The following is a 24,830-nucleotide window of genomic DNA, read 5'->3' on the forward strand; positions in this document are numbered from 1 at the left end:
GTGACGCACACCCACCCGGAGCACGCCGCGGGCGACCAGGTGACCGCCGCGTTCGGCGCGCTCGGCGCGCCGGTGGACTGCACCGGCCTGCGCAGCCTGTCCCTCGACGGGCCCCAGGTGCTCTGGCTCGTCGTCGGGGGCGCGCTCGACCTGTTCGCGGTGGACGCCGCCGCGCAGGGGCACTGGCACTTCCTGGGCCGGCTGGAGGCGGGGACACTGCTCCTCGGTCCGGTCGATGGCCCGCAGCACACCCTGGTGGGGCGGCCGTTGCGGGGCTGCGCGCTGCGCCGTATCGCGCTGCGGGAGCTGCAGCGGCCCGACTACGGCGACGACGCGTGGGCGTACGACCAGCAGTACCTCAGCCAGTACGACACCCAGGACGCGGCCCTGAGCCTGCTGGAGCACGCCTTCGCGCTGGGGGTGGGCCGCAGTCAGCGGGTGCTGTTCGAGGCCCCGCTCGACGGCAGGACGGCCGGCGACGACACGGCGGGCGACGACACGGCGGGCGACGACGACGACATCCTGTGGCTGCCGGTGATGCCGGGCAGTGTGCAGTACGGGGCGTCGTACAGCGCGGACGCGGCCGGCGACCTGCTGGTCGACGGGGCGATGTGGCAGCGCATGGTCAATCAGCAGTTCCGGCTGCTCTCGGCACTCGACCGGTGGATCGAACGGCTGGAGAGTGCGCACGAGACCCGTACGGCGGCCGGGATCAAGGCGGGCGAGACCGTACGCGAGAACGCCGACCGTACCCTGATCGCGTCGATCGGCCGCCAGGGCAGGGGGAGTTCGCGGCGCCCGCCGTCCGGGAGCCCTGACGACACGACGTACGCCGCGTGCAAGCTGGTCGCCGACGCGGCCGGGATCACGCTCACCGGGCCCGCCGGGGGCGGCGCCGTGAGCGAGCGGACGGACCCGGTCGAGCAGATCACGGTCGCCTCGCGGATCCGCAGCCGCGCCGTCCGCCTCGACGGCCGCTGGTGGCGCGAGAACACCGGGCCGCTGGTGGGCCACCGGGCCGCTTCCGGCGCTCCCGTCGCGCTCCTGTGGCGGCGCGGCGGGTACGAGGCGGTGCATCCCACCAGCGGGCGGCGCACCCGGATCGGCGAGGACAACGCGGAGGAGTTCGAACCGCGGGCCGTGATGCTGTACCGGCCGCTGCCCGACCGGCCGCTCGGCCCGCTGCGGCTGCTGCGGTTCAGTGCGCGCGGCACCCGCGCCGACGTACGGAACCTGCTCGGGGCCGGGCTGGTGACGGTGGTGATCGGCGCCCTGGTGCCGGTCGCGACCGGGCGGGTACTCGGCGATTACGTACCGAACGCCGAGTCGGACCTGATCGTCCAGGTCTCCCTCGCGGTGATGGTGACGAGCATCGTGTCGGCGGCGTTCATGCTGCTGCAGAACCTGACGATCCTGCGGATGGAGGGCCGGATCGAGGGCACTCTGCAACCGGCCGTGTGGGACCGGCTGCTGGGGCTGCCGACCCGCTTCTTCGCGTCCCGCTCCACGGGCGAGCTGGCCAGTGCGGCGATGGGCATCAGCTCGATCCGCCGGCTTCTGTCGGGGGTGGGGCCCGTGGTGGTGCAGTCGGGCACCGTCGGCGCGATGAACCTCGTCCTGCTGCTCTGTTACAGCGTGCCCCTCGCCCTGGCAGCCCTCGGCATGCTGGCCGTGATCGCCGCCGTCTTCCTCACCCTCGGGCTGCTGGAGCTGCGCTGGCAGCGGCGGCTCGTGGTGCTCGGCAACAAGCTCAACAACCAGGCGTTCCAGACGCTGCGCGGCCTGCCCAAGCTGCGTGTCGCGGGCGCGGAGAGCTTCGCGTACGCCGCGTGGGCCGGGGAGTTCGCGCGCAGCCGGGAGCTCCAGCGGCGCGCGGGGCGCATCAAGAACCTGACCACGGTCCTCAACTCCGTCTATCTGCCGCTCTGTTCGCTGGTGATGTTCATGCTGCTCGCGGGCCCGGCACGGGGCAGCATGTCGGCGGGCGACTTCCTCACCTTCAGCACCGCGGTGACGATGCTGCTCACCTCGGTCACCCAGCTCACCGGCGCGGCGCTGTCGGCGGCCGCGGTCCTGCCTATGTTCGAGCAGATCAAGCCGGTACTCGACGAGGCACCCGAGGTACGCGCCGCCAGCACCCAGCCGGGCGCCCTGACGGGCGAGATCGAGGCGCGCGGGGTGTCCTTCCGGTACACGGACGACGGCCCGCTCGTCCTCGACGACGTGTCGCTGTCCATCAGCCCGGGCGAGTTCGTCGCGGTCGTCGGGCCGAGCGGCTGCGGCAAGTCGACGCTCCTGCGCCTCCTCATCGGATTCGACCGGCCGGTCACGGGCGGTGTGCTGTACGACGGCCAGGACCTCACGGCGCTCGACCAGGCGGCGGTGCGCCGCCAGTGCGGGGTCGTACTGCAGAACGCGCAGCCGCTGACCGGTTCGATCCTGGACTGCATCTGCGGTGCCGAGGTGTTCACGCAGGAGGAGGCGTGGGAGGCGGCGGAACTGGCGGGGCTCGCCGATGACATCAAGCGGATGCCGATGGGGCTGCACACGATGATCGCCGGGGGCGGAGCAATCTCGGGCGGCCAGCGCCAGCGCCTCATGATCGCGCAGGCACTGATCCGCCGCCCCCGCATCCTGTTCTTCGACGAGGCCACGAGCGCGCTGGACAACGAGACCCAGCGCACCGTCATCGACAGCACGCGTGCGCTGAACGCGACCCGGGTGGTCATCGCGCACCGCCTGTCGACGGTCATGGACGCGGACCGGGTGCTCGTCATGGCGGACGGCCACATAGTCCAGCAGGGCCCCCCGTCCCAACTCCTCGCGGACACGACGGGCCGCCTGCACGAACTGGTACGGCGCCAGCTGGCGTAGGGGCTCGACCAATGGCGTAACACGCAGTGCTACGCTTGAGTCATGGCGCCCAAGGAACGCTTCAGCATCAGCATGGACCCCGAGCTCAAAGCCTCCCTCAAGGAGCACGCACAGGCAGCGGAGCTCGATGTGACGCGCTATGTGACCCTCGCCGTGCAGAAGCAGATGCAGGAGGACGCCGTCATCGCCCGTCGCTTCGCGGCGATCGATGCGGACATCGCCGCGACCGAGACCCTGCCTGCTCCCGAGGGCGCGGAGACCGGGATCGACGACGCCGAGATCACGGCAGCGCTCGCAGGCATCGCCCACGCTCTCGCGCCCTCGTCGGAAGAAGCGGCGTGAGCCACCCGGCCTTCGTCTACGACGCAGGCATGCTCATCGCGCTCGACCGCCAGGACCGCACTGCGCATACCTTCCATCAGGCGCTGACCCGGCTGGACCATCCCCCTGTGGTGCCTCTCCCGGTGCTGGCCCAGGTCTGGCGCCCGGGACGCTGGACACCGCTGAGTCGGTGTGTCCCCCAGTGCACGGTCTTCGGCACCCGGGAGGCCCGGGTCGCGGGGTGCGGCCCCTGCGACGTGGGACATCTCGAAAGCGACGCGAGGCGCGCCGGGCAGTTGCTCACACACGCGGCCATCCCCGCCGAGAAACGCCCCGACGCGGTGGATGCCCTCGCCATGGTCATCGCCGCCCGCCACGTCAGCAGCGTGGTCGTGACCTCGGACGTACGCGACCTCGTGGCCTACCGGGACGCTCTGACCGAAGCGGAACAGAGCATCCGGATCCTCCCCGTCTCGGGCCTCGCGGAGTTCATGTCCGGCAAGCGCGTCACCTTGTGATCCGCCTGCACGAACTGGTACGGCGCCAGCTGGCGTAGGGGGCCCGCCCACCGCAGGGGCGCCCCGGCGTCAGCCCGTGTGCACCTCGGCCGACGGCCAGGCGCCGTCGGCGAACTGGCGGCCCCAGTAGTACGGGTTGACCTCAGCGAGGGTGCGCGCCTGCCAGCCGCCCGGCTCGCCGGGAGCGGCGACCGCCACCTCGACGCCGGGCCCCCACAGGGCGAGCCGCTCCTGGCAGATCCCGCACGGCGCGAGGACGGTGAGCCGGCCGGCGATCCGGTTGACGCACACCGACGCCGTGACCCGGCGGTCCAGGGTGTACGCCTGGCAGTACGCGCCGACCTCGTGGCAGAGCGTCACACCCGCGTTGAGGTTGTCGAAGCAGACGCTGGTGAGGATCTGACCGTCGTCGAGATAGACGGCGGCCGCCCCGGCCTCCGCACGCCCCGGCCAGCGGCGGTCCATCTGTGCGATCGCGGCGTCCACCAGCGTCTGGTCGAGTTTCATCGGGGCATCCTGCCAGGCCGGATCGGCGTACTGAAACCCCTTTTACGGATCGCCGCCGGGGCCCGGGCCGGCCGGGGCGGCCCCCGCGAGCCCGGATCGGGCCGGCCCGATCCGGGCTCCAAACCCTAGATGACCAGGCTGAGCAGTGCGGCGACCACGAAGCCCGCCACCGACAGGACTGATTCCAGTACCGTCCAGGACTTCAGCGTGTCGCGTTCCGAGATGCCGAAGTACTTGGCGACCATCCAGAAGCCGCCGTCGTTGACGTGCGAGGCGAAGATCGAGCCCGCCGAGATGGCCATGATGATCAGCGCGAGGTGGGGCTGCGACAGGTGCTGGCCGTCGACCAGCGGCAGCACGATGCCCGCCGTGGTCACGATCGCCACCGTCGCACTGCCCTGGGCCACCCGCAGCACCAGCGAGATCAGATACGCCAGCAGGATGACCGGCAGACCCACGTCGTTGAAGGTCTTGGCCAGCGCGTCGGCGATACCGCTGCCGCTGAGGACCGCGCCGAAGATGCCGCCCGCGCCGACCACCAGGAGGATGTTGCCGACCGGCTTGAGCGACGCGGTCGAGACCGCCTCAAGGGACTTGCGCGACCAGCCGCGGCGGATGCCCAGCAGGTAGTACGAGAGGAAGAGCGCGATCGTCAGGGCGACGAAGGGGTGGCCGAAGAACTCCAGGACCGAGCGGAGCGTCGAGGGGTCGAGCGCGATCGAGGAGAACGTCGCCAGCAGGATCAGGATCAGCGGGGTCCCGATGATCGCGAGTACCGTACCCAGCGGGACCGGCTTCTCCTGCGGCTTGACGCCCTGGGCCTGCTGCTCGGCGACCACCGCGGCCTTGGCCTCCTCGGCGGCCTCGACCATGTCCTGCGGTACGGCGACGAAGAGGCGCTTGCCGATCCACGCCGCGTACACCCAGGCGGCCAGCACGGCCGGGATGCCGCAGGCGGCGCCGATCACGATGATCCAGCCCAGCGAGACGTGGAAGAGCGCGGCGGCGGCGACCGGACCCGGGTGCGGCGGCAGGAACGCGTGGGTCATCGACAGGCCCGCGAGCAGCGGCATCGCGTACAGGATGATGGACTTGCCGGACCGCTTGGCGGCCGCGTAGACGATCGGCGCGAGGACGAAGATGCCGACGTCGAAGAAGACCGGGATACCGAAGATGAGGCCGGTGAGCCCCATCGCGAGCGGGGCCCGCTTCTCACCGAAGAGGTTCAGCAGCCGGGAGCTGAGCACCTCGGCGCCGCCCGAGACCTCGAGGATCGAGCCGAGCATCGTGCCGAGGCCGATGATGATCGCGATATGCCCGAGGATGCCGCCCATACCCGACTCGATCATCGAGACGGACGACGACTTCTGGACCGTGCCGAAGAGTTCGGTGACGGAGAGCCCGGCACCGAGGCCGACGGCTATGGAGACACCGAGCAGCGCGACGAACGGCTGGAGCCTGACCTTGATGATCAGGAAGAGCAGCAGCGCGATGCCCAGGACGGCGACGGTCAGCAGACCGGTGGTGCCCCCGACGATGGCGAGCAGTCCGCCGGTGTGGGGTGGCGGTGCGGTGGTCTCAGCGGCGAAGTACATGGGGGAACTCCGTTGTTTCCTCGGGGACTTCAGGGCGGGGGACGGCAGGGCGGCGGGAGGCCCGGAGGGGCGTCCGGGCAGGCCGGGGTACGGCACGGCGCCCCGGAAGGGGGATGGGGCGCCGTGCCGTGGTGCGGTGGTGCGGTTTCGTGGTGGTGCGGTGGAGCGGGTGTGCGGTGGAGCGGGTGTGCGGTGGAGCGGTCGTGTCAGCCGAGTACGGCGAGCGCGTCGATCTCGATGAGCAGGCCGGGCGGCAGACCGACGTAGACGGTCGTACGGGCCGAGGCCGGCTGGGTCAGACCCTGCTCCTCGAAGTACGCGTTGTAGATCTCGTTCAGCTCGGCGAAGTGCGCGACGTCCGTGAGGTAGACGCGCATCATCATCACGTCGTCCCAGGTCGCGCCGCCCTCCTCCAGGATCGCCTTGACGTTGGCGAAGGTCTGGAGGGTCTGCTCGCGCAGGGTCGGGCCCGCCGGGGTGGGCGCCTGGCCGTCGACGGCCGGCAGGAAGCCGACCTGGCCGGCGACCTGGAGGATGTTGCCCTTGCGGACGCCGTGCGAGAACTTCGCGGGCGGCGTCGTGTGGGTGGCGGGGGTGAGAGCGGTCTTCTCGGTCATGCCCTTGCTTCCTTCGGGGGGTGGTGCGGGGGGACGGTCTTCGGCTGCGGTGCGGTGCCCGCGTACTCGCCGCTGATGGCGTCGGCCGTGCGGCGCACCAGCGGGAGCAGGGTGAGGAGTTCCTCTGCGGTCACGACCACGTTGGGCGCCGACATCGACATGGCGGCGACAACCCGGCCGTCCACGCCCCGGATGGGGGCTCCGACGCAGTTGATGGACTCCTCGTGGCCACCGAGGTCGGTGGCCCAGCCCTGTTCGCGCACCGTGGCCAGCTCCTTGAGGAAGGCGCCGGCGTTCGGTGTCGAACGGGCCGTGTAGGTGGGGTAGTCGAGCCGCTCGGCGACGCTGCGCCGCTCCGGCTCGGGGAGATCGGCGAGCAGCAGCTTGGCGACGGCCGCCACGGTGATGGCGACGGGCCTGCCGATCCGTGAATACATCCGGACCGGGTAGCGGCTCTCGACCTTGTCGATGTAGAGGACCTCGTTCTCCTCGTACACCGCGAGGTGCACGGTGTGCCCGCACTCCTCGTTGAGCCGCGCCAGATGAGGGTGGGCGATCTCCCGTACGTCGAGGTTCTCGACGGCCTCCTGGGCGAGCGCGAAGAGCCGGGTGCCCAGGCGGTAGCGCTGGTCCTGCTGGCGGTAGACGAGTCCGTGCTCGTGGAGGGTACGCAGCAGCCGCAGCGCGGTCGACTTGTGGACGCCGAGGCTCTCCGAGACCTGCCCGAGGTCCGCGGGCCCGCGGGCGAGCAGCGGCAGGATGGAGAGCGCGCGGTCTACGGTCTGGCTCATGGCGTACGTACCTCCTCGTCGGCGGCCCCGGCGGTGACCTCGTCGGCGACGCCGTGGGCGGCCCCGTCCGCACCGGTCACGCCGGACACGGTCCCGGTCCCGGTCCAGCCGGGGCCGATCCGAAGTGTGCCCCAGGCGGTGTCGTCGAGAGCCGCGAGGCGGTCGGCCAGGTCCCGCGGCGGCGGGTCGGCCAGGTCGCCGTGGACGGTGAGGGCGGCGGCGGCCATCAGATGGCCGTGCCGGACGCGGTCGCGGACCGGGAGCCCGCGGAGGGTGCCGGAGAGGAACCCGGCGGCGAAGGCGTCGCCCGCGCCGACCGGCGCCACGACATCGACGCGCAGCGCGGGGACGGTGGTGACGGTGTCGGCGCCCGTGCCGGTATCGGTGCCGGTTCCGGTGTCGACGTCGGTGCCGGCCTCGGCGTCGGCGCCTTCGGGACGGGAGAAGACGGTCGCCCCGGCGGACCCCCGCTTCACGACCAGCACCGCGGGCTCGGGCAGCGCGGCCCTGATCGCGGCAGCGCCCCGTACACCCCAGGCCGACTCCGCCTCGTCCTCGCCGACGAAGACCACGTCCGCCCCGCGCGCCAGCTCCAGCAGGACTCCGGGGCCCGCCTCACCGGTGTCACGCCACAGCCCCGGCCGGAAGTTCACGTCGAAGGAGACCAGCGGGCGGCCGGGCGCGGGCGCGGTCAGTTCGCGCAGCAGGGCCAGACAGCCCGGCGAGAGCGCGGCCGTGATCCCGGAGAGGTGCAGCACCTGCCCGGACCACAGGGCCGCGCGGTCCAGGACGCCGGGCGCCATCGCGCTCGCGGCGGACCCGGCGCGGTAGTAGAGGACCTCGTGGTGAGCGGCGTCGCGGTCGTCGGCCGTACGGAAGTAGATCCCGGTGGGGCGGTGCGGGTCACGCTGGACGGCCGAGGTGTCGACCCCGTACGCCGCGACGGTCCCGGTCAGATGGTCACCGAAGCCGTCGGCGCCGACCCGGCTGATCCACCGCGCCGGGTGCCCGGCGGCCGCCAGCGCGCACGCCACATTGGACTCGGCGCCGCCGATGCCCCGGTCGAAGGAGGGGACGTCGGCGAGGCGGCCGGGCCGGGAGGGCAGGAAGGTGACCATGGACTCGCCGAGACAGACGACGTCCACTGGGGGCACTGGGGTGTGCTGGGCGGTCACGATCGCTCTCGCTCCTCGGTGATGGGCGGCCGGGGGCTCCGTTGACCCGGCGATGGCTCGGATGTTAGACAGCGGTGAGCGATATGCGCAATGAGCGTTGCACATGATGCAACGCGAACTCTCTGGGAGGTTCCATGGCGGGCGCGGCAGGCACGGCGGGCGCGAAGAGCGCGGCGGACGCACGCGAGACCATCGGTGCGGAAGTCGTCGACCACCGCTTCAAGGGGCTGCCGCCCGGCGCCGACGGGCTGACCGTCGCCGAGCTGGCCGCCGAGCGCCGGAACCTCTTCACCGACGGCTTCACCACCCCCGTGCTCGCGCTCTCGGCCGAGTCCGTCGAGCACAACCTCGCCCTCATGGAGACGTACTCCACACGGCACGGCCTCGCCTTCGCCCCGCACGGCAAGACGTCGATGGCCCCGCAGCTCTTCGACCGGCAGGCCGAGCACGGCGCGTGGGGCATCACCCTCGCCGTACCGCACCAGGTGCGGGTCGCCCGCGCCTTCGGGGTGCGGCGGGTCTTCGTCGCCAACGAGATCGTGGACGCGCCCGCGCTGCGGTGGATCGCCGCCGAGCTGGCCGCCGACCCCGGCTTCCGCTTCATCTGCTACGTCGACTCCGTACGCGGTGTCGAGCTGATGGACGAGGCGCTGCGCGGCTGCGCCAGGCCCGTCGACGTGGTGGTCGAGCTGGGCGCGGGCGACGGCGCCAGGACCGGCGTACGGACCGCTGCCGAGTGCGCGGCCGTCGCCGACGCGGTGGCCGCCACGGAAACCCTGCGGCTGGTGGGTGTCGCCGGTTACGAGGGCGAGGTGCCCGACGCCGACGGCGAGAAGGTACGCGCCTGGCTGCGCCGACTCGTCGCGCTGGCCGCCGACTTCGACCGGGCCGGCCGCTTCGCGGGCCTGGACGAGATCGTGCTGAGCGCCGGCGGCAGCGCCTGGTTCGACGCGGTGGCCGATGTCTTCGCCGAGGTGCCCGCGCTCTCCGCTCCCGTACTGAAGCTGCTGCGCTCCGGCGCCTATGTCTCGCACGACGACGGCCACTACAAGCATCTGACGCCCTTCAACCGGGTGCCGTCCGAAGGCGCGCTCCAGCCCGCCTTCCGGCTCTGGGCGCAGGTCGTCTCCCGGCCCACAGGGGAGCAGGCGTTCGTCAACGCGGGCAAGCGGGACGCGGCGTACGACATCGACCTGCCGCAGGCGCAGGCCGTCCGCGACGCCCGCACCGGCGAGGTGCGCCCCGCCACCGGCGTCACCCTCACCGGCCTCTCCGACCAGCACGGCTGGCTGCGCACCACCGACGAGGCGCGCCTCGACGTCGGCGACTGGGTGGGGCTCGGGCTCTCGCACCCCTGCACCTCCTTCGACAAGTGGCAGCTGATCCCGCTCGTCGAGGCGGACGGCACGGTGACGGACTACATCCGCACGTACTTCTGAGCGGGCAGGACCGGGGGCCGGGCAGCACGCACCACAGGGAACAGGGCAAGGGAGCAACAGTCATGGATCTGGTCATCCGCGACGTCCGGGTCGTGGACGGTACCGGCGGCGCCTCGTACCGCGCCGACGTCGCCGTCGACGGCGGCCGCATCACCTCCATCGTCCGCGAGGGGTCAGGCCAACGGCCGGGCGGGCAACGGGTGGTGGAGGCACACGGCCTGGCCCTGTCCCCCGGTTTCATCGACATGCACGCCCACTCCGACCTGGCGCTGCTGCGCGACCCCGGCCACGAGGCCAAGGCCGCGCAGGGCGTGACGCTCGAAGTGCTCGGCCAGGACGGGCTCTCGTACGCCCCGGTCGACGACCGCACCCGCGAGGAGGTCCGCCGGGCCATCACCGGGTGGAACGGCGACGGTTCGGACATCGACTTCGACTGGCACACCGTCGGCGGCTATCTGGACCGGCTCGACCGTGGCATCGCGGTGAACGCGGCGTATCTGATCCCGCAGGGCACCCTGCGGATGTACGCGATGGGCTGGGACGACCGGCCCGCCACCGCGGCCGAGACCGAGCGGATGAAGCAGCTGGTGGCCGAGGGCATGGAGCAGGGCGCCGTCGGTATGTCGTCCGGGCTCACCTACACCCCCGGCATGTACGCGGACGACGCCGAACTCACCGAGCTGTGCCGGGTGGTGGCCTCCTACGGCGGCTACTACTGCCCGCACCACCGCAGTTACGGCGCGGGCGCCCTCCAGGCGTACCAGGAGATGGTCGGCCTCACCCGGGCCGCGGGCTGCGCCCTGCATCTCGCGCACGCCACCATGAACTTCGGTGTGAACAAGGGGAAGGCGCCCGAGCTGCTCGCCCTCCTCGACGAGGCGCTGGACGGCGGCGCGGACATCTCCCTCGACACCTACCCGTACACCCCGGGCTGTACGACGCTGGTCGCCATGCTGCCCAGCTGGGCGAGCGAGGGCGGCCCCGACGCGATCATGGGGCGGCTGCGGGACGAGGAGACGGCCCGGAAGATCCGCCAGGTCATGGAGGTGGAGGGCGCCGACGGGTGTCACGGGGTGCCCATCCAGTGGGACGCCATCGAGATCTCCGGGGTGTCCGACCCGGCCATGAGCGGCTACGTCGGGCGGAGCGTCGCGGCCAGTGCGCGCGAGCGCGGCGAGGAGCCGTGGGTGACCGCGCGCCGGCTGCTGATCGAGGACCGGCTCGGCTCGACGATCCTCCAGCACGTCGGCCACGAGGAGAACGTCCGGCAGATCATGCGCCACCGGGTGCACACCGGCGGCAGCGACGGCATCCTCCAGGGCGACAAGCCGCACCCCCGCGCGTACGGCACCTTCCCGCAGTACCTGGGCCGGTACGTCAGGGAGCTGGGCGTGCTGTCCCTGGAGGAGTGCGTGGCGCACCTCACCTCGCGCCCGGCGGCCAGGCTGCGGCTGCCCGACCGCGGTCTTGTCCGTGAGGGCTACCGGGCCGACCTGGTGCTCTTCGACCCGGAGACGGTCGCGGCCGGCTCCACCTTCGAGGTCCCGCGCACCCTGCCGACCGGGATCCCGCACGTCCTCATCGACGGCCGCTTCGTGATCGAGGACGGCCGGCGCACGGATGTGCTCGCGGGCCGCTCGGTACGGCGTACACCCGGCGGGGCCTGAGCAGCGCCCCGCCCCCGACCGCGGCCCGCCCTGCTTCCCCCGGCAGGGCGGGCCGCTCCCACTCCTGTGGGGGAAAACACCAGGCCGTCGCCGTTGTGTCACCGTAGGGTTGCGGACATGCAGGTGATCCAGTCAACGAAGCTCGCCAATGTCTGTTACGAGATCCGGGGCCCGGTGCTCGACGAGGCAATGCGGCTGGAGGCAGCAGGTCACCGCATCCTCAAGCTCAACACCGGCAACCCGGCCGCCTTCGGCTTCGAGTGCCCGCCGGAAATCCTGGAGGACATGCTCCGCAACCTCGGCGACGCGCACGGCTACGGCGACGCCAAGGGGCTGCTGTCCGCGCGGCGCGCGGTGATGCAGCACTACCAGACCAAGGGCATCGAGCTGGGCGTCGAGGACATCTACCTCGGCAACGGCGTCTCCGAACTGATCCAGATGTCGATGCAGGCGCTGCTCGACGACGGCGACGAGGTGCTCGTACCGGCCCCCGACTACCCGCTGTGGACCGCCTCGGTCTCGCTGGCGGGCGGCACGGCCGTGCACTACCGCTGCGACGAGCAGGCCGACTGGATGCCGGACCTCGCCGACATCGAACGCAAGGTCACCGACCGCACCAAGGCGATCGTGATCATCAACCCGAACAACCCCACGGGCGCGGTGTACGACGACGAGCTGCTGCGCGGCATCGCCGACATCGCCCGCCGGCACTCCCTGACGATCTGCTCGGACGAGATCTACGACCGGATCCTCTACGACGGCGCCACCCACACCCCGACGGCGGCCATCGCCCCCGATCTGATGGTGCTGACCTTCAACGGCCTCTCCAAGAACTACCGGGTGGCCGGGTTCCGCTCCGGCTGGATGGCGGTGTGCGGCCCGAAGGCGCACGCCTCCTCGTACATCGAGGGCCTGACGATCCTGGCGAACATGCGGCTCTGCGCCAACATGCCCTCGCAGCACGCGGTGGCCACGGCGCTCGGCGGCCGGCAGTCGATCGAGGACCTGGTGCTGCCGGGCGGCCGCATCCTGGAGCAGCGCGACACGGCGTACGAGCTGCTGACGCAGATCCCGGGCGTGACCTGCGTCAAGCCCAAGGGGGCGCTGTATCTCTTCCCGCGCCTGGACCCGAAGGTCTACAAGGTGAAGGACGACCGGCAGATGGTCCTCGACCTGCTGCGCGCCGAGAAGATCATGGTGGTGCACGGCACCGGGTTCAACTGGCCGGAGCCCGACCACTTCCGCATCGTGACGCTGCCCACGGCGAAGGAGCTGGAGGACGCGGTGACGCGGATCGGGACCTTCCTGGACGGTTACTCACAGCGGTGAAACCGGGTGCGATTCGCGACCGGACTCAACTTTAGACAGAATCTAAGTTAGGACGCTAGGATGGAGTCCTGCCCGCGAGGAGGAGGCCATCCCATGTACGAACCGATCCGCACCAAGTCGGTCCACACGGTGGCCGAGGAGTCCGCGGCCACCGGCTACCCCCGCCGAAGCCGCGACGAGGAGCTGGACATCCAGCTCGCGGGCCATCTGGCCGCACTCCTCGCGGTGACGGACGAGCTGGGGCTGGCCGCCGAGGGCGACCGCATCGCGGAGCAGGTGGCCAGGTTGCGCGGCACCCCGCCGACCCGGCACGCGGGCCTGACCAACGCCTCCCCCGCGGACCTGCACACCCGGGCCCACCATCTGGCGGGCCGCGCCCTCCTGGTCGCGGCCTCCCGCGCGGACACCGCGGCGGCGATCCTCTCGGCGGAGCGGATGGACGCCCACCTGGCAGCACGGCACCTCGCCGGCGCCCACTGATCGGCCCCGGTTCGCGGGCCGCGGAGGCGCGCGAACCGGGCGCCACCAAAACTCCGCGTACACGTCTCCATGTACACGTCTCCATGTACGCATCTCCGCGCGAGTAGACAGAAGGCCCGGCCCCGGGAGCCAGAACTGGCTTCCGGGGCCGGGCCGTACGCGGCGGGCCGGGGATGACTCCCACAGGTCAGGGCGGACGTCGGACGGACCCGCCGCGCGGCTCAGCGTTCAGCGGCCGAGGGACGGCGTGCTGCCGGGGTGCGGGGCGGGCGTCAGCCCAGGCGCTTGACCAGCGACCGGTACTCGTCCCACAGTTCCTTCGGCGCGTGGTCGCCGAACGTGTTGAGGTGCTCAGGGACCAGCGCCGCCTCCTCGCGCCAGACCTCCTTGTCGACCGTGAGCAGGAAGTCCATGTCGGCCTCCGAGACGTCCAGACCCGTGGTGTCGAGCGCGCCCTTGGCCGGCAGGATGCCGATGGGGGTCTCGACGCCCTCGCCCTTGCCCTCCAGGCGCTCGACGATCCACTTCAGGACGCGGCTGTTCTCGCCGAATCCCGGCCAGACGAACTTGCCCGCCTCGTTCTTGCGGAACCAGTTGACGTAGTAGATCTTCGGGAGCTTCGCCGGGCTTCCTCCCCGCGCGGCGTCGCTGCCGACCTTCACCCAGTGGCCCATGTAGTCGCCCATGTTGTAGCCGCAGAACGGCAGCATGGCGAACGGGTCGCGGCGCAGCTCACCGACCTTGCCCTCGGCTGCGGCCGTCTTCTCGGACGCGACGTTCGCACCGAGGAAGACGCCGTGGTTCCAGTCGAAGGACTCGGTGACCAGCGGGACGGCGGAGGCGCGGCGGCCGCCGAAGAGGATCGCCGAGATCGGCACGCCCTTCGGGTCCTCCCACTCCGGCGCGATGATCGGGCACTGCCCTGCCGGGGTGGTGAAACGGGCGTTGGGGTGGGCGGCGGGGGTGCCGGACTCGGGCGTCCAGTCGTTGCCCTTCCAGTCCGTCAGGTGCGCGGGCGTCTCCTCGGTCATGCCCTCCCACCAGACGTCACCGTCGTCGGTCAGCGCCACGTTGGTGAAGACCGAGTTGCCCCACAGCGTCTTCATCGCGTTGGCGTTGGTCCGCTCGCCGGTGCCGGGCGCGACCCCGAAGAAACCGGCCTCCGGGTTGATCGCGTACAGCTGGCCGTCCTCGCCGAAGCGCATCCAGGCGATGTCGTCCCCGATGGTCTCCACGGTCCAGCCGGAGATCGTCGGCTCCAGCATGGCCAGGTTCGTCTTGCCGCAGGCCGAAGGGAAGGCGGCGGCGATGTACCTGGGGGCCTCCGCCTCACCGCGCGGCGGCGTCAGCTTCAGTACGAGCATGTGCTCGGCCAGCCAGCCCTCGTCCCGCGCCATCACGGACGCGATGCGCAGCGCGTAGCACTTCTTGCCGAGCAGGGCGTTGCCGCCGTACCCGGAGCCGTACGACCAGATCTCCCGGTCCTCGGGGAAGTGCGAGATGTACTTGGTGGAGTTGCACGGCCACGGGACATCGGCCTCGCCATCGGCGAGCGGGGCGCCCAGGGTGTGGACGGCCTTCACGAAGAAACCGTCGGAGCCCAGCTCGTCCAGGACCTCCTGGCCCATGCGCGTCATCGTGCGCATCGAGACCGCGACGTACGCGGAGTCGGTGATCTCCACACCGATCGCGGAGAGCGGCGAGCCCACCGGGCCCATGCAGAAGGGCACGACGTACATCGTGCGGCCGCGCATCGAACCGCGGAAGACGCCGCCCTGTCCGCCGGAGCCGGAGAAGATCTCGCGCATCTCCGCCGGGGCCTTCCAGCGGTTCGTCGGGCCCGCGTCCTCCTCCTTGACGGAGCAGATGAACGTACGGTCCTCGACGCGCGCGACATCCGACGGGTCGGACGCGGCGTAGTAGGAGTTCGGGCGCTTGATCGGGTCGAGTTTCTTGAACGTCCCCTTGGCCACGAGTTCGCCGCAGAGGCGCTCGTACTCGGCTTCGGATCCGTCACACCAGACCACACTGTCCGGTTGCGTCAGCTCGGCGATCTCGTTGACCCACGAGATCAGTTCCTGGTGCTGGGTCGGGAGGACAGGGGGAGCCGCGATGTCGCGCGCCACGATTGCTCCAATGCACGTATGTGATGGTTTGAGGGTTTTGCCCCTTGGGGGCTACGGCCCGGATGCTTCGTAGCCGCTCATCCGGTACCGCTCGCACTCATCTGATGATCCGCGCCTTCCGCCCATCTGTCCAGAGGGTCTCTCACGTGAGCGTCGCCACTCGTCATCACCCGCCCTCACGCGCCCCCGCGCGCGCCCACCGTCCCGGTCGGCCTACCTGGCGGCCGGGAACCTACGGGTACGTAGGTAGCATCGGCATATGACTTCCGCCGCCCCAGAAGCGACCGCGCCCCACCCGGCACCGGTGAAACCGCGGCTGCGCGGCTGGCTGCACGCCGGGATGTTCCCGGCCGTGATCGTCGCGGGGCTCGCGCTCGTGGCCCTCGCCGACTCCACCCGCGCACGCATCGCCTGCGCGATCTACATCCTCACGGCCTGCATGCTCTTCGGGGTGAGCGCCGTGTACCACCGCGGCACCTGGGGCCGCACGGGCGAAGCCGTACTGCGCAGGCTCGACCACGCGAACATCTTCCTGATCATCGCGGGCACCTACACCCCGCTGACCCTGCTTCTGCTGCCAGGGTCGACGGCTGCGCCGCTGCTCTGGGCGGTCTGGGGCGCGGCGCTCGCCGGGATCGCCTTCCGGGTCTTCTGGGTCGGTGCGCCGCGCTGGCTGTACACGCCCTGCTACATCGCGATGGGGTGGGCGGCGGTCTTCTTCCTGCCCGACTTCATGCGGGCGGGCGGGGTGGCCGTCCTCGTCTGCGTCATCGTCGGCGGACTGCTCTACAGCGCGGGCGGCGTCATCTACGCGCTCAAGCGGCCCGACCCATCACCGCGCTGGTTCGGTTTCCACGAGGTGTTCCACTCGCTGACCCTGGCCGCGTTCATCACGCAGTACGTGGCGATCTCACTGGTCGCCTACTGACCCGGGGCCCTGCGCCTCCGCCGCCCTGCCGCCCCACAGCCCTGCGCCCCGCGGCCCCGCCGCCCGCTCCGCCGCGACGTCGGCCGGCCTCCGAGGCGTCCAGCTCTCGGTCGTATCCGTGAATGACGACCTGAGCCATGAACATCAACACAGCTTCACGCGGGGCCCGACCCGCCATAAGTCCCTCCCGTTACCCGCCAATTCAGATACATGGACGATGCTGGGAAATGTTTCTTCGTCTTGAGTGTTGACCTCAAAAGCGACACGACCGCACACTGAGCGTCATCTCCCCCACCGAGCGAACGGCGCCTCCACGCTGCACCGCAACGAGACGAGGAGCACCTCATGACCGGGTTCAACCGTCGCGACTTCCTCAGGGTCACCGGTGTCGGGTCCGCGGCCCTGGCCCTGCCACTGACGGGCGGGGTGATCCGGGCGGGCGCGAGCGACGCCCGGCCGGCGGTGCTGCGGGCAACCGTGCACGCCTCGGGCGCCTGGCAGGTGACCGCGACCGCCCTGGGCTGGACCTTCGGCGGTTCGGTCGGCTCGGCGGCGACCGGGATCGCCACCGCGCGGGGAGCGGACGCGCTGGGCCCGTACACCGAGACCAAGTTCACCTTCAGGTCGGGCGCCCGGAAGGGCGGCATCCGCGTGTACGACGGTGCGTCGTCCGTCGTCTTCACCGACACCTATGTCGAGGCGGCCGCCAACAGCGGCCCGTTCCCGACCTTCACCCGCTACCCGGAACTCGCGCACCGGCTGAGCCACAGCGACTGCTTCGGACGATTCCAGTTCAACACCTTCGCGGGCGCGTCCGACAGCCCATGGGTGTTCTTCGACAACGCGGGCAACACCTTCGTCCTCTCGGCGGCGGACCACTTCCAGGAGGCCCAGACCACGCTGGCCCCCGACGGCTCGATCGCAGCCGGAGTACTCAGCTCCATAGCCACCCTGCCGGCCGGTTACACCCGGCGGACCATCCTGTCGCCCCGGGCGGGTGTCGGCGCCGCCCACCGCGCCTGGGGCAGTGCGCTGACGCGGCTCGCGGGCAAGCGCCTGCCCGCCAACGACACCGGCCCGGTCCTCAACACGCTCGGCTACTGGACCGACAACGGGGCTGACTACTACTACACGTACGAGCAGCCGAAGGGCTATACGGGCACCCTGCTGGCCGTACGCGACGAGTGGGCGTCCCAGCGGATCCCGATGGGCTATATGCAGCTCGACAGCTGGTGGTACCCGAAGGGCCCCGACAACGACTGGAACGACCTGCCGGACGGCACCTCCCGCTACGAGGCGGACAAGGAGCTGTTCCCCGACGGACTGGCCGCGTTCCAGAAGAAGTTGGGGCTGCCGCTGGTCACCCACGCCCGGTGGATGGACAAGTCGAGCCCGTACCACGGCCAGTACGCGTTCTCGGACGACGTCATCACCGACCCGGCGTTCTGGAAGAGCGTCATGGACTATCTGCGCGACGCCGGGGTCGTCGTCTACGAGCAGGACTGGCTCTGCAACAAGGCCAAGCCCGCCGAGAACCTCACCGACGCCGACACGTTCTTCGACAACATGGCCCGCCACGCGGCGGCCGACGGCCTGGACCTCCAGTACTGCATGGGGCTGCCGCGCGACTATCTGCAGAGCACCCGCTACCCGAACCTGACGACCATGCGGGTCAGCGACGACCGCTTCGACCGGCCGAAGTGGGACATGTTCCTCTACGACTCCCAGCTCGCCGCCTCGCTCGGGGTGTGGCCGTGGGCGGACGTCTTCCTGAGCGGCGAGATCAACAACCTGCTGCTGGCGAACCTGTCGGCGGGACCGGTCGGCGTCGGCGACGCGCTGGGTAAGGTGAACGCGGGCCATCTGTCCCAGGTGGTGCGGCCCGACGGGGTCATCGTCAAGCCGGACGTACCGATCGTCCCCACCGACGCGACCTACGTCGGCGAGGCGGCCGGAAAGCTGCCCGCCATGGTGGCCTCCACCCATGTCACCCACGCGCCGGACCTGACGTACCGTTATGTCTTTTCGTACGCACGGCAGTTCGTCACCCCGCAACAGGTCCACCAGGCCGAGGACGCCACGCTGTCGGGGGCGGTCGTCGGCACGGACAACTCCGGATACACCGGCCGGGGCTTCGCCGACTTCCAGCACGACGAAGGCGACTACGTGGAGTGGACGGTCCAGGCCCCGGCCGCGGGCACCTACACGCTGCAATTCCGTTACGCCAACGCGTCGTTCACCGACCGCCCGCTCGCGGTCACGGTGAACGGCGGCGACCCCCGCACCCTGTCGTTCCCCTCGACAGGCTGGTGGACGTCATGGAGCGTCGTGGGCCTGACCGTCACACTGACAGCGGGCGCGAACACCGTACGCACGACGACCACGGGATCGAGCGGCGGCAACATCGACTGGCTCGGCGTCACCCGGGGCGCCGTGGCGACCGGCATGTCCCAGCGGACCTCGTTCGGCCTGTCCGACGTGGGCGTGACCGGCCGGGCCTACGTCTACGACTACTACGCGGGCACCGGCAAGCCGGTCGGCGCGGGCGGCCGCGTGCACGCCACCGTCGGCGACGGGACGTACTGGGTCATCGCCCCGGTGGGCCGCTCCGGCATCGCCTTCCTCGGCGACGCCGGGAAGTTCGTCCCGCACGGCGCCAAGCGCATCCCGCACCTCAGCGACGACGGCCGCGTGCACGCCACGGTCGCCTTCGCCGCCGGGGAAGGACCGGTGACCCTGCACGGCTACGCGCCCCGCAAGCCGACCGTTACCGCCACCACCGGCAGCGCAGGAGCCGTCACCCACACCCCGTCGACCGGGCTCTTCACGGTCGCCGTCACCGCGGCGGCGACCGGCCGGGCGGTCATCACCCTCACGCCCTGACGGCCGGAGCGCCCGCCGCCGGCGCCTACGCGTCCTCCCCCTGCACCGCGCCCAACTGCCCGGCCAGCACGGCCGGGTCGGGCGTCGGCGCGCTGCAGGTGAAGTTCCGGCAGACGTACGCGGCGGCGCGCCCGTCGATGAGCGGCCGGTCCACCAGGAGCGGGAACTCGTCGCTGCCGCTCTCCCCCACCGCGACCACCGCGCCCGGGGCGGTCGCCAGCAGGGCGGTGCGGTGCAGGGCCGACGTCCCGGCGTCACCCGCGGGCCCGACCACCGCCACCTCACGCGGCCCGTCGACGGCGGCCTCCGCCACCGCGAGCCCCCAGCCGATGAAGCGCGGCGCACGCGGACCGAGCGCCTTCACCACACCGAGCGCCCGTTCGGCGGCGGTGCGGTGGGCCTCGGAGCCGGTGTGCGCGGCGTACGAGAGCAGCGCCCCGGCGGCGGCGGTCCAGCCCGAAGGGGTCGCGGTGTCGGTCGGGTCCTGGGGGCGGCGGATCAGCGGCTCGGCGTCGTGCGCGGTGTCATAGAGCGTGCCGTCCTCACCCGTGAACAGGTCGAGTACGAGATCGAGCAGGAACCCGGCGAACTCCAGCCAGACCCCCTCCCCGGTGACCCCGGCCAGCGCGAGGAAGCCCTCGGCGACATCCGCGTAGTCCTCCAGGACACCGGAGTTGGCGCCGACCCGGCCGTCCCTGGACGTACGGGAGAGACGGGCGCCGTCGTTCATGTGCAGCCGCACCAGCAGGTCGGCGGCCTCGGTGGCGCGCTCGATCAGGTCGGGGCGGTCGAAGCAGGCGCCGGTCTCGGCGAGTGCCGCGACGGCCAGGCCGTTCCACGCGGCGACGACCTTGTCGTCCCGGCCGGGCGCGGGCCGCAGGCTCCGCGCGGCGAGCAGCCGGGCGCGCAGCTCGGCGGGCACGTCGTCGCCGGGCAGCTGGAGGACGGACGCGCCCTCCTCGAAGGTCCCCTCATCGGTGACCCCGTACAGCCGCGCGGCCCGCTCGCCGTCGGCGTCGCCCAGCACCTCGCGCAGCTGGTCCGGGGTCCACACGTAGTAGGCGCCCTCGACGTGCCGCCCGTCGGCGTCCTCACTGTCGGCGTCCAGCGCCGACGCGAATCCGCCCTCGGGGGTTCGGAGTCCGGTGGCGATGAAGTCGGCGGTCTCCAGGGCCACCCGGCGCGCCAGATCCGACCCGGTGACCCGCCAGAGGTGGGTGTACGCGCGGCAGAGCAGGGCGTTGTCGTAGAGCATCTTCTCGAAGTGCGGGACCCGCCACTCCCGGTCCACGGAGTACCGGGCGAACCCGCCGCCGAGCTGGTCGTACATCCCGCCGCGCGCCATGGCCTCACAGGTGTCGGCGGCCATCTGGAGGGCGCCGTCGGAGCCGGTACGGGCATGGTGGCGCAGCAGGAACTCGACGGCCATGGACGGCGGGAACTTGGGCGCCCCGCCGAACCCAGCGTTCTTGGCGTCGTACTCCCGCGTCAGCGCGAGCAGCGCCCCCGCGAGATCGTCCGCACCGGGCGGCACGGCGGCATCGTGGGTGAGGGTGCGGCCGGCCAGATCCTCCACCACCTTGGCGGCGACCTCGTCCACCTCACCGCGCCGCCCGGTCCAGGCGCCGGTGACCCCTTCGAGCACCTGCCGGAAGGAGGGCATGCCGTGCCGTGGCTCGGGCGGAAAGTACGTACCGAAGTAGAAGGGCTGGGCCTCGGCATTGAGAAACACGGTCATGGGCCAGCCGCCCTGCCCGGTGGCGGCCTGCACGGCCTCCATATAGACGGCGTCGATGTCAGGACGCTCCTCCCGGTCGACCTTGACCGGGACGAAGTGCTCATTGAGGTAGGCGGCGGTCGGCCCGTCCTCGAAGGACTCGTGCGCCATGACGTGACACCAGTGGCAGGACGAGTACCCGACACTGAGCAGCACCGGCACCCCACGCCTGCGCGCCTCCTCGAACGCCTCGGCCGACCAGGGCCACCAGTCGACCGGGTTGTCGGCGTGCTGGAGCAGATAGGGGGACGTCTCGTGGGCCAGGCGATTCGGCATGGGCCCAACCCTCCCATGCCGACCCCGCCGGGCCACGTATACCCCGCCTCAGGCGAGGGCCGCGATGTCTCCGTCATCGAAGTGGACGGCCTGGTGGAGGGGGCCTCCCAGTGCGACGGCGAACCGGCTGAGTACGTCCTGGCCCGCGATACGGCCCCGCTCGATCCGCGAGACACGCCACTGCGCGGGGCCGCCCCTCTCTCCTGCCCCGTTTCCCGGTCCACGGCCCCGTTCCCTCGCGTTCCGTCGCCCCGCGCAGGACACTTGCATTCCGAACGGAGTATCCCGGAGGGGGAATGCATATGCGGGACGGCCATCGGGCGGAAGCAGAGCGGCTGTTGGTGCGCGCCGTGGAGGAAGAGGTGCGGCGGGCGGGCGGCCGGGCCGATGCGGGGACATTGCTGGCGCGGGGGCGTGGTGCGCTCGACGCGCTGGCCGAGAGCGCCGCCGACGAGTACGCCGCGTACACCCGCGCACTCGACGCGGCGGCAGCCGAGCAGCATCCGCTCTCCGCGCACTTCAATCGCGCGTCCCTCGCAACACCCGCGCTGGTCACGGTCGTTGCCGCGATCGCCGCGTGCGGCGCGGACCTCGTCATGGGGGCCGGCGGGTCCACCGCGGTCGGCTCGGGCGTGGTCGTCGCCGTCGCCGGTGCGGCCACCACCGTCGCCAGGGTGACGGCCGCGCACTGGCCCGCCGCCCACCGCAGAGCCGGGGCCCAGGGGCAGCCCGGCGGGACCGAGCAGTTGCGGCTGCAGTGGCTGACGGCGCTGGAGGTACGGGGCATCCGCCCGTATCTGGACCAGCAGCGGATGCTCGCCGTGCCGCAGAAGAAGACGAAGAGCACGGTGCCGCCGCAGCTGCGCGGCACCGACAAGAGCGCGGCGGCGCGCAGGCGGTCCACGCTCGACCAGTCGTTCGGCCATCTGCCGGACGCGGGCGGGCCGTTCGCGGGCCGGCGGCAGGAGATGGCGCAGATCACCCAGTGGGTGCACGCGGCCCGCGCCTCCACCGAGACCCGGCCGACGGTCGTGGTGCTGCACGGCGCCCCCGGCTCCGGGCGCACCACACTCGCCGTCCGCGCAGCGCACCAGCTGAAGGACCAGTTCCGCGGTGCGTGCGTCGTCGATCTGCGCGGTGCGACCCGCGACGAGCCGCCGCTGTCGACCAGGGACGCGCTGCTCCATCTGCTGAACCGCCTCGGCGCACCCCGCGAACAGCTGCTCTTCCGTGAACGCTCCTCGCCCGAGCAGCAGTTGAAGCGGCTGAGCGAGCTGTACCACCAGCATCTGACCGGCCTCGCGGTCACTGTCGTCCTGGACGACGCGTCGGACCCGGCGCAGGTGCGCGCCCTCGTACCGGAGCGCTCCGACGGCCTGGTCCTGGTGACGTCGGGCGCCCCGCTCGAACTGCCCGGCGACCTCCGCGCCTGGGTGCACCAGCTGCCGGTCGACGCGCTGGACGCGGCGGGCTCGGACGAGCTGCTGCGGGAGGCCGCCGAGGAGCCGGAGAACCCGTACGACGCCGAAGCGACCGATCAGGTCGCGGAGTTGTGCGGCGGGCTGCCGCTGGCGCTGCGGGTGGCCGGCTCCTCGCTCGGCCGGCGGTCGACGCGTGAACTCGCCGCCCACCTCGGCTCGTACCGCGACCTCCCCCCGGTCGAGCGCGCGCTGGCGCTGCGCTACAGCGACCAGCCCGAGCAGGGGCGCCGGCTGCTGCGCAGGCTCGCGCTGGCCGGGCGGGCCAGTCTGGGCGCGGCCGCCGCGGCCGCGCTGCTGGGCGCCGACGACCAGGAGGCGCGGCGGCTGCTGACCCTGCTGTCCAGGGCCGGTCTGATCGACCACGTACGCGGCAGCCGCTACCGGCTGCACGACACGGTGCGGGCCTTCGCGCAGGCCAGGCTGGAGGACGAGGAGCAGCCGCAGGAGCGGACGGCGGCGCAGGAGCGGCTGATCCAGAGTTACGCGGAACTCGCGGACGCGGTGATCCGCCTGGTGGACGGCAAACTCTCCACCCGGGCGGGCCAGTTCGGCCCGCACGGCTTCACCTCGCTGGACGCGGCGCTGCGCTGGCTCGACGAGGAGTCCAGCTTCATCACCTCCGCGCTGCGCCAGGCGGAGGGCGTCGACCAGGACGTGGTGCTGCATCTGCTGGGCGCGCTCTGCGACTACTGCCTGCTGCGCGGCGACCTCTACCGGCTGGGCGAGATCAGCGAGCTGACGCAGGCCGTCGGGCAGGGACTGCTGGCCAGGTCGGTGCAGTGGCGTACGGGGATCGCGGCCCGCCAGCTCGGCGAGCTCGACAAGGCCCGTACGACCCTCACCTCGGTCGTCGGCCTCTACCACGAGGCGCAGCAGGGGCCGGGCGAGGCGCTGGCGCTCTGCTCGCTCGGCATCACCCTGCACCACCAGGGCAATCTGACGGAGGCGGCGGCCCGGCTGCGGGAGGCGATCGCGCTCCAGGCCGCGCCCGAGCTGGCCGCGGACCGCGCCTGGTCGCTGCACGCGCTGGCGGCGGTGGAGCGCGATCTGGCGAATCTGCCGGAGGCGCTGACGCTGCTCTCGACGGCGCTCACCCTGCACCAGGAGAGCGACTCGCTGCACGGCGAGGCGTGGACGCACTTCCAGCTGGGCCAGCTCTGTCTGCGCCTGGGCGACGTGGTGCGGGCCGAGGAGGAGCTGCGGACGGCGCTCGACGCGTACGGGCAGACCAGGGACGGGCGGGGTGAAGCCTGGGCGATGACCCAGCTGGCCCGGGCCAGGCTGGTCGACGGTGACGCGGCGGTCGCGGTGGACCAGCTCCGCCAGGCGCTCTCCCGGCACCGGGACAGCGAGGACGCCCGGGGCGAGGCGTGGACGCTCTACTACCTGGGCCAGGCCCTGGAGGAGCGCGGCGACCGCGACCAGGCGGTACGGGAGCTGGAGCGGGCCCGGACGATGTTCTCGCGGATGCGCGACGTGTACGGGCTGGCCTGCGCCCGCCACCACTCGGGGCGGGTCACCCGCGACCAGCGGGCGGCGCAGACGGGCAACCTCCGCAACAGCGGTTTCGCCCGCCAGCTGCTGGTCGACGCACGGACCGACTTCCACCGGATCGGGGTGGCGCACGGCGAGGCGTGGACCTCACTGGAGCTGGCCCTGATCGACGCGGGCAACGACCGGGCCGCCCAGGCGCTCCAGCTCTGCGACGAGGCGGCGGCGCTCTTCGCGTCGTACGACGACGGGAGGGGCGGCGACTGGGCCCGTTTCCTGCGCTGCACGCTGCTGCCGTACGCGTCGCCCGGCGGCTCCGAGGTGGGCACGGCGGTGGCCGCGGAGGAGCTGTCCCAGCTGATCAGGGCGGAGCATCCGGCCCGCGACCCCGGTCTGGCCGAGTGCGCGGAGGCGTACGCCCTGATGCTGGAGCGCGGGGTGTCCCTGGACGACGGCTGGCAGGCATGGCTGCTCGGCATGGTGCCGGGCCGGAACGCCCGGGAGATCATGGGCGTACCGATGACAGGGGCACGGCGGTAGGCCACCGGGCTCCGG

At 71.8% G+C, this 24,830-nt stretch carries 17 protein-coding genes; 10 read left to right on the forward strand and 7 right to left on the reverse strand.

What is annotated here, in order from left to right; all coding sequences use genetic code 11:
• From OG510_RS13070 to OG510_RS13080, 3 genes are read left to right on the forward strand one after another with little or no spacing between them, the layout of a single operon-like run.
• Entirely contained in the window at positions 1–2,874 is a 2,874-nt protein-coding gene (locus tag OG510_RS13070) for an NHLP bacteriocin export ABC transporter permease/ATPase subunit (RefSeq protein WP_406136939.1), read from the forward strand.
• 42 nt (positions 2,875–2,916) lie between these two features.
• Positions 2,917–3,216, forward strand: coding sequence for a hypothetical protein (locus OG510_RS13075; RefSeq protein WP_406136940.1), 300 nt, complete (start codon positions 2,917–2,919; stop codon positions 3,214–3,216).
• On the forward strand, positions 3,213–3,713 hold the full coding sequence (locus tag OG510_RS13080) for a hypothetical protein (protein WP_406136941.1): 501 nt from the start codon (positions 3,213–3,215) through the stop codon (positions 3,711–3,713). The genes OG510_RS13075 and OG510_RS13080 overlap by 4 nt, the downstream gene beginning before the upstream one ends.
• A 69-nt stretch (positions 3,714–3,782) precedes the next feature.
• Here the strand turns inward: OG510_RS13080 and OG510_RS13085 are convergent, their stop codons facing one another.
• The 5 genes from OG510_RS13085 to OG510_RS13105 form a co-directional block, all read right to left on the reverse strand.
• Complete coding sequence (locus OG510_RS13085) at positions 3,783–4,220, reverse strand: cytidine deaminase (protein WP_406136942.1); 438 nt, start codon at positions 4,218–4,220, stop codon at positions 3,783–3,785.
• A gap of 125 nt (positions 4,221–4,345) precedes the next feature.
• Positions 4,346–5,815: a GntP family permease gene (locus tag OG510_RS13090; protein WP_406136943.1), complete on the reverse strand. Its 1,470-nt coding sequence runs from the start codon at positions 5,813–5,815 to the stop codon at positions 4,346–4,348.
• A 206-nt stretch (positions 5,816–6,021) separates the two neighbouring features.
• Positions 6,022–6,432 carry a RidA family protein gene (locus tag OG510_RS13095; protein WP_164262933.1) on the reverse strand — a complete coding sequence of 137 codons (411 nt, stop codon included), beginning with the start codon at positions 6,430–6,432 and terminating at the stop codon, positions 6,022–6,024.
• On the reverse strand, positions 6,429–7,223 hold the full coding sequence (locus OG510_RS13100) for an IclR family transcriptional regulator (protein WP_164262931.1): 795 nt from the start codon (positions 7,221–7,223) through the stop codon (positions 6,429–6,431). Before OG510_RS13100 ends, OG510_RS13095 begins: the two co-directional genes overlap by 4 nt.
• Entirely contained in the window at positions 7,220–8,341 is a 1,122-nt protein-coding gene (locus OG510_RS13105; protein WP_406142381.1) for a sugar kinase, read from the reverse strand. Before OG510_RS13105 ends, OG510_RS13100 begins: the two co-directional genes overlap by 4 nt.
• A gap of 191 nt (positions 8,342–8,532) precedes the next feature.
• Between OG510_RS13105 and OG510_RS13110 the strand changes: the two genes are divergently transcribed.
• The 4 genes from OG510_RS13110 (at position 8,533) to OG510_RS13125 (ending at position 13,313) form a co-directional block, all read left to right on the forward strand.
• Positions 8,533–9,837 carry an amino acid deaminase gene (locus OG510_RS13110; RefSeq protein ID WP_406136944.1) on the forward strand — a complete coding sequence of 435 codons (1,305 nt, stop codon included), beginning with the start codon at positions 8,533–8,535 and terminating at the stop codon, positions 9,835–9,837.
• 62 nt (positions 9,838–9,899) lie between these two features.
• Entirely contained in the window at positions 9,900–11,504 is a 1,605-nt protein-coding gene (locus OG510_RS13115; RefSeq protein WP_406136945.1) for an amidohydrolase family protein, read from the forward strand.
• A 117-nt stretch (positions 11,505–11,621) separates the two neighbouring features.
• Positions 11,622–12,833: a pyridoxal phosphate-dependent aminotransferase gene (locus tag OG510_RS13120; protein WP_164262923.1), complete on the forward strand. Its 1,212-nt coding sequence runs from the start codon at positions 11,622–11,624 to the stop codon at positions 12,831–12,833.
• A 93-nt stretch (positions 12,834–12,926) separates the two neighbouring features.
• Positions 12,927–13,313, forward strand: a complete 387-nt coding sequence (locus OG510_RS13125; RefSeq protein WP_406136946.1) for a hypothetical protein — start codon at positions 12,927–12,929, stop codon at positions 13,311–13,313.
• 272 nt (positions 13,314–13,585) lie between these two features.
• Here the strand turns inward: OG510_RS13125 and OG510_RS13130 are convergent, their stop codons facing one another.
• Positions 13,586–15,439, reverse strand: a complete 1,854-nt coding sequence (locus OG510_RS13130) for a phosphoenolpyruvate carboxykinase (GTP) (protein ID WP_406136947.1) — start codon at positions 15,437–15,439, stop codon at positions 13,586–13,588.
• Positions 15,440–15,698: 259 nt separating this feature from the next.
• Here OG510_RS13130 and OG510_RS13135 point away from each other — a divergent pair, with 259 nt between their 5' ends.
• Together OG510_RS13135 and OG510_RS13140 are read left to right on the forward strand one after the other, a co-directional pair.
• Positions 15,699–16,367, forward strand: a complete 669-nt coding sequence (locus OG510_RS13135; RefSeq protein WP_406136948.1) for a hemolysin III family protein — start codon at positions 15,699–15,701, stop codon at positions 16,365–16,367.
• 345 nt (positions 16,368–16,712) lie between these two features.
• Positions 16,713–19,250, forward strand: coding sequence for a CBM35 domain-containing protein (locus OG510_RS13140; RefSeq protein ID WP_406136949.1), 2,538 nt, complete (start codon positions 16,713–16,715; stop codon positions 19,248–19,250).
• Between the two features lie 25 nt (positions 19,251–19,275).
• On the opposite strand, the gene OG510_RS13145 is transcribed toward OG510_RS13140, so the two are convergent.
• On the reverse strand, positions 19,276–21,303 hold the full coding sequence (locus tag OG510_RS13145; RefSeq protein WP_406136950.1) for a thioredoxin domain-containing protein: 2,028 nt from the start codon (positions 21,301–21,303) through the stop codon (positions 19,276–19,278).
• A 302-nt stretch (positions 21,304–21,605) separates the two neighbouring features.
• Here OG510_RS13145 and OG510_RS13150 point away from each other — a divergent pair, with 302 nt between their 5' ends.
• The gene (locus tag OG510_RS13150) at positions 21,606–24,815 is read left to right on the forward strand and encodes a tetratricopeptide repeat protein (RefSeq protein WP_406136951.1); all 3,210 of its coding nucleotides are present in this window, start codon (positions 21,606–21,608) and stop codon (positions 24,813–24,815) included.
• Positions 24,816–24,830: the final 15 nt, after the last annotated feature.

Source organism: Streptomyces sp. NBC_01089 (assembly GCF_045162975.1).
GTDB lineage: Bacteria > Actinomycetota > Actinomycetes > Streptomycetales > Streptomycetaceae > Streptomyces.

Bases quoted from the DNA above. Each gene is read 5' to 3' on its own strand.
- OG510_RS13115 (WP_406136945.1), top strand. From the start codon at position 9,900: ATGGATCTGGTCATCCGCGACGTCCGGGTCGTGGACGGTACCGGCGGC.
- OG510_RS13090 (WP_406136943.1), bottom strand. From the start codon at position 5,815: ATGTACTTCGCCGCTGAGACCACCGCACCGCCACCCCACACCGGCGGA.
- OG510_RS13120 (WP_164262923.1), top strand. From the start codon at position 11,622: ATGCAGGTGATCCAGTCAACGAAGCTCGCCAATGTCTGTTACGAGATC.
- OG510_RS13110 (WP_406136944.1), top strand. From the start codon at position 8,533: ATGGCGGGCGCGGCAGGCACGGCGGGCGCGAAGAGCGCGGCGGACGCA.
- OG510_RS13150 (WP_406136951.1), top strand. From the start codon at position 21,606: ATGCGGGACGGCCATCGGGCGGAAGCAGAGCGGCTGTTGGTGCGCGCC.
- OG510_RS13140 (WP_406136949.1), top strand. From the start codon at position 16,713: ATGACCGGGTTCAACCGTCGCGACTTCCTCAGGGTCACCGGTGTCGGG.
- OG510_RS13145 (WP_406136950.1), bottom strand. From the start codon at position 21,303: ATGCCGAATCGCCTGGCCCACGAGACGTCCCCCTATCTGCTCCAGCAC.
- OG510_RS13075 (WP_406136940.1), top strand. From the start codon at position 2,917: ATGGCGCCCAAGGAACGCTTCAGCATCAGCATGGACCCCGAGCTCAAA.
- OG510_RS13095 (WP_164262933.1), bottom strand. From the start codon at position 6,432: ATGACCGAGAAGACCGCTCTCACCCCCGCCACCCACACGACGCCGCCC.
- OG510_RS13105 (WP_406142381.1), bottom strand. From the start codon at position 8,341: ATGGTCACCTTCCTGCCCTCCCGGCCCGGCCGCCTCGCCGACGTCCCC.
- OG510_RS13085 (WP_406136942.1), bottom strand. From the start codon at position 4,220: ATGAAACTCGACCAGACGCTGGTGGACGCCGCGATCGCACAGATGGAC.
- OG510_RS13135 (WP_406136948.1), top strand. From the start codon at position 15,699: ATGACTTCCGCCGCCCCAGAAGCGACCGCGCCCCACCCGGCACCGGTG.
- OG510_RS13100 (WP_164262931.1), bottom strand. From the start codon at position 7,223: ATGAGCCAGACCGTAGACCGCGCGCTCTCCATCCTGCCGCTGCTCGCC.
- OG510_RS13125 (WP_406136946.1), top strand. From the start codon at position 12,927: ATGTACGAACCGATCCGCACCAAGTCGGTCCACACGGTGGCCGAGGAG.